Annotated in this window: 1 protein-coding gene; it reads left to right on the forward strand. The window is 73.5% G+C overall.

The window, feature by feature from the left end; genetic code table 11:
- Window positions 1–3,274, forward strand: a 3,274-nt coding sequence (locus R1101_RS27605) for a condensation domain-containing protein (protein ID WP_037224192.1), incomplete at both ends; no start/stop codon positions are given.

The raw sequence follows: 3,274 nt of genomic DNA on the forward strand, positions 1-3,274 counted from the left end.
AGGTCGGGGCGCGCCTGGCCGTCGCCGCCCCGGGCGGGCACCGCGATCCCGGTTATCTGCTGCGGCTGTTCGCCGAGGAGCAGGTCACGGTGGCGCATTTCGTGCCGTCGATGCTCGCGGTGTTCGTCGACGCCCTGCACGGCCGCGACCGGGATCCGCTCGCGTTGCGGCACGTGTTCGCGTCGGGGGAGGCGCTGCCCGCCGAGACCGCCGCCGCGCTGCGGGCGGCGCTGCCGCACACCGCCCTGCACAATCTGTACGGGCCCACCGAGGCCGCGGTGGACGTCACCGCCTGGACCACCACCGACACCGATGCCGGGTCGGTGCCGATCGGGCTGCCGGTGTGGAACACCCGCACCTACGTGCTCGACGCGCGGCTGCATCCGGTGCCCGCCGGCGCCGCCGGCGAGCTGTATCTGGCCGGCATCCAGCTCGCCCACGGCTATCTCGACCGCCCGGGACTGAGCGCCGACCGGTTCGTCGCCGACCCGTTCGGGGCGCCGGGGGAGCGGATGTACCGCACCGGGGATCTGGCCACCCGCCGCACCGACGGTGCCCTGATGTACTTGGGGCGCACCGACTTCCAGGTCAAGATCCGCGGTCTGCGCATCGAGCTCGGCGAGATCGAGCAGGTGTTGCGCGCCCGCGACGAGATCGGGCAGGCGGTGGTGCTCGTCCACCACGGCGCCGACGACCGGCTCACCGGCTATCTCGTGCCCACCCCGGGCCGCAGCATCGACACCGCCGCGGTCACCGCCGATCTCGCCGCGCACCTGCCGGACTACATGGTGCCCGCCGCCCTCGTCGTCCTCGACGCGCTGCCGGTCGGCCCCAACGGCAAACTCGACCGCAACGCACTGCCCGCCCCGCCGGCACCGACCGCCGCCGGCGGCTACCGGGCGCCGCGCACCCCCACCGAACAGCTCGTCGCCACCGTCTTCGCCGACCTGCTCGGCGTCGACCGGGTCGGCGCCGACGACCACTTCCTCGACCTCGGCGGCACCTCCCTGCTCGCGATGCGCGCCGCCGCCCGGCTCGCCGCCGACACCGGCGGTGAGCTCGGCATCCGGGAGATCTTCGACCATCCGGTCGTCGCCGACCTCGCCGCGCACCTCGACCAGCCCGACCGCACCGGCGCCGGGCGCGGCGCCCCGATGGCCGGGCCGCGCCCCGACCCGGTCCCCCTGTCCCCGGCGCAGCAGCGGATGTGGTTCATCAACCAGTTCGACACCACCTCCCCGGCCTACAACATCGCCGTCGCGCTGCGCCTGACCGGCCGACTCGATCAGGCGGCACTGCAGCACGCCATCGGCGACGTCGTCGCCCGGCACGAATCGCTGCGCACCCGCTATCCGCTCACCGACGACGGGCCCGTGCAGGTGGTGGTGCCCGCCGGCGCCGCCGTGCCGGATCTGGCGGTGCTCACCGTCGACGACGACACCGACCTCGACAGCGAGCTCACCCCGATCCTCGCGGCCGGATTCGATGTGGCCACCGAGATCCCCATCCGCATCCGGGTGCTCGCCCTGGCCGAGGACGAGCACGTGCTCGTCCTCGTCGCCCACCACATCGCCGCCGACGGTTTCTCCATGGGGCCGCTGGCCCGCGACGTCATCGCCGCCTACAGCGCCCGCCACGCCGGGCAGGGCCCGCAGTGGACCCCGCTGCCCGTGCAGTACGTCGACTACACCCTCTGGCAGCACCGGGTGCTCGGCGACGACACCGACCCGACCTCCCTGGCCGCCGAACAGCTCCGGTTCTGGCGCGCAGCCCTCGCCGGCGCCCCCGAACTGCTCGAACTGCCGCTGGACCGGCCCCGCCCGGTGCAGCCGTCGCGGCGCGGCGCCCGCATCCCGTTCACCCTCGACGCCGCCGCCCACCGCCGGCTGCTCGACATCGCCCGCGCCCACGACGCGTCGGTGTTCATGCTGGTGCACGCCGCACTGACGGTGCTGCTCGCCCGCCTGTCGGGCAACGACGACATCGTCGTCGGCACCCCCGTCGCCGGGCGCGGCCACCGCGCCCTCGACGACCTGGTCGGCATGTTCGTCAACACCGTGGTGCTGCGCGCCCGGGTCGACGACGACGAGCCGTTCAGCGCGCTGCTCGACCGCATCCGCACCGGCGACCTCACCGCCTTCGGGCACACCGAGGTGCCGTTCGAGCGGCTCGTCGAGGTCCTCGACCCGCCCCGCTCGACCGCCTACACCCCGCTGTTCCAGGTGCTGCTCGAATTCCAGGACACCGAACGCCCCGAGATCGAACTGCCCGACCTGACGGTCCGCGCCCTCGACCTCGAGCCGATGCTGGCCCTGTTCGACCTGCAGCTGTCGATCGCCGAGACCACCGACGCCGCCGGCCCCGCCGGGATCCGCGGCGCCTTCACCTACGCCACCGACCTGTTCGAGGCCGACACCGTCGCCTCGTTCGCCGACCGCTTCGTGCGGATCGTCGAGGCCATCACCGACACCCCCGACCTCGCGGTCGGCAGCATCGACATCGTCACCGACCGGGAACTGGCCGATCTGACCCCGGCGCGGGGTCTGCCGCCGGTCTCGCCGCAACTGTGGCCGGAACTGCTCACCTCGGTCGCCGCGATCCTGCCCGACGCGGTCGCCCTGCGTTTCGCCGACCGGCAGATCACCTACGCCGAGCTCGACGCCTGGTCCACCCGCCTGGCGCGGCTGCTCGTCGGGGAGTACCGACTCGGACCGGAAACCGTGGTCGCCCTCGCCCTGACCCGCTCGCTCGAATCGGTGGCGGTGGTCTGGGCGGTGACCAAGACCGGTGCGGCCTTCGTGCCCGTCGACCCCGCCTACCCCCCGGAACGGGTGAGCTACATGCTCACCGACAGCGCCGCCGCCCTCGGCATCACCACCGCCGCGCACCGCGCCGCGCTGCCGGTGCAGGTGCCGTGGCTGGTGCTCGACGACCCGGCCGTCACCGACCGCATCGCCGCAGCGGACACCGCCCCGATCACCGACGCCGACCGCACCGCCCCGCTGCACTTCGACCACCCGGCCTACCTCATCTACACCTCCGGCTCCACCGGCCGCCCCAAGGGCGTGGTCGTCACCCACCGCGGCATGACCAACCTCAACGCCGAGGTGCGCAGCCACTTCACCATCACCCACCACGCCCGCGTCTCGCATCTGGCGTCGCCGAGCTTCGACGCGTCGATCTTCGAGTTCACCAAGGCGTTCTGCGCCGGCGCGACCCTGGTGATCGTGCCGCCGGACGTCTACGGCGGCGACGAACTCGCCCGGCTGCTGCG

The sequence above is a fragment of the Rhodococcus sp. R1101 genome (assembly GCF_000278445.1).
In the GTDB taxonomy this organism is placed as follows: Bacteria; Actinomycetota; Actinomycetes; order Mycobacteriales; family Mycobacteriaceae; genus Rhodococcus; species Rhodococcus gordoniae.